This is a genomic window from Nocardia sp. NPDC058497 (assembly GCF_042720195.1).
Classification (GTDB): Bacteria; Actinomycetota; Actinomycetes; order Mycobacteriales; family Mycobacteriaceae; genus Nocardia.
In genome coordinates this window covers 1-2,058 of record NZ_JBHXMY010000816.1, presented here as the reverse complement: position 1 = coordinate 2,058, position 2,058 = coordinate 1, and the positions used below count along the sequence as shown (strand labels likewise).

The 2,058-nt window shown below is 70.3% G+C and carries 1 protein-coding gene; it reads left to right on the top strand.

Annotated elements, in window-relative coordinates; all coding sequences use genetic code 11:
• Window positions 1-1,955 (top strand): glycogen debranching N-terminal domain-containing protein (locus tag ACFWPJ_RS31310; RefSeq protein ID WP_378856898.1); only part of this gene is annotated, 1,955 nt, incomplete at its 5' end.
• Window positions 1,956-2,058: the final 103 nt, after the last annotated feature.

Here is a 2,058-nt window from a genome sequence, read left to right as displayed (position 1 = left end):
CCGGGCGGCGTGCGGCGCGGGGGGGCGCCGACCCCCCCCCTCCCCCCCCGCTCACGCCCCCCCTCTCTTCCCCCCCCCCCCCCCCGCCGCAGCAGGGCAGGGCCGACAGCACGTTGCTCGTCGTGCGCGATCGCCTCGTCGCCGAGGGCATGCACGAACTCATCACGCTGGAGAACATGAGCCGCGAGGCCACCGCGGTGGTGATCGAGCTGCACGTCGACGCCGATTTCGTCGACTTGTTCTCGGTGAAGGAAGGCCGGATGAACGGCCACCGGGCGGAGATGACGACCGCCGATGGCGAGCTGCTGCTGCACGACAGGGCCGACCTGTCACGCGGGCTCGCGCTCACCTCGACCGTCGAGCCGATGGTGTTGAACGGCACCATGATCTGGCGCGTCGTCGTCCCCGCGGGCGGACGCTGGCAGACCGAGATCACCGCCCAGCCCGCGGGCGCCGCGCAACGCCCGCAGACCCAGGGCACCCCGGGCGAGCGGTACCGGGCCAGTGAGCCGGTGCGCAAGATCCAGGCGTGGCGGGCCACCGCCACCGACATCGCCGCCGATTCGGGGCTGCTCAACCAGATACTGCGCCGCAGCGAAAGCGACCTGGGCGCCTTGCAGATCCAGCCCGACTCGGGCACCGGAAGGCCGTTCGTCGCGGCGGGCGCGCCCTGGTTCATGACACTGTTCGGCCGGGACTCCCTGCTCACGGCGTGGATGTCGCTGCCGCTGGAGACCGATCTCGCGCTCGGCACGCTGCAGCAGCTGGCCGAATTGCAGGGCCAGACGGTCGATCCGCTGGTGGAGGAGGAACCGGGCCGGATCATGCACGAGATGCGGCGCGGTCCCGCGGTCGGGCAGGTGCTGGGCGGCCAGATCTACTACGGAACCGTCGACGCCACACCGCTGTTCGTGATGCTGCTCGCCGAATGCCTGCGCTGGGGCGCCGAACCGGCCTCCATCGCGACCTTGCTGCCCGCGGCGGACGCGGCGATCGGCTGGATCACCGACTTCGGTGACCGCGACGACGACGGCTTCGTCGAATACGTGCGCGCCACCGATCGCGGTCTGATCAACCAGGGCTGGAAGGACAGTTTCGACGGGATCAACGACGCCGCGGGACATATCGCGCAGGCACCGATCGCGCTGTGCGAGGTGCAGGGGTATGTGTACGCGGCGTACCTGTCCAGGGCGGAACTGGCCGACGCGTTCGACGATCCCGCGCTGGCCGCCCGGATGCGCGAACGCGCCGCCGATTTGCGGACCAAGTTCGCGGAGCAGTTCTGGCTACCCCAGTGCGGCTGGTACGCCGTGGCACTGGACGGAAGCAAGCGGCAGGTCGACGCGTTGACCAGCAATGCGGCGCACTGTCTCTGGTCGGGCATCGCCACCGACGAGCACGCCGAGCTGCTGATCAAGAACCTGGCCAAGGCGGAGATGGATTCCGGCTTCGGCCTGCGCACGCTGTCGTCGAACATGGGCGCCTACAACCCGATGAGCTACCACAGCGGGTCGGTGTGGCCGCACGACACGGCGATCGCGGTCGCCGGGCTCATGCGGTACCAGCACGTGCCGGGCGCGGTGGAACTGGCGACCAAGCTGTCGGCCGGATTGCTCGACGCCGCAGCGGCGTTCGACGGCAGGCTGCCCGAGTTGTTCTGCGGTTTCCCGCGTACCCGCTTCGCTGCGCCGGTGCCCTATCCCACCTCGTGCTCGCCGCAGGCGTGGGCGAGCGCGGCGCCACTGCTGCTGGTTCGCTCGTTCCTCGGGCTCGACCCCGATGTGCCCGCTCGGACCCTGACGCTGCGGCCGCAGGTGCCGCCGTCCTGGGGGTGCGTGCGGATGTCGGAGTTCCGGCTCGGCGAGGTCACCGTCGATATCGAGGTCTGCGGGTCCGCGGTGACGGTGACGGGTCTGCCCGAGGGCTGGGCGCTGATCACCGACGAGGAGGAGTAGCGCGTCGGGGCCGGACCCTGGTGGATCCGGCCCCGATCGCTGTGTTCAGCCCTGGAACGGGATGCGTTCGTGCAGTGCGAGATTGAGCTCGACGACGTTCACC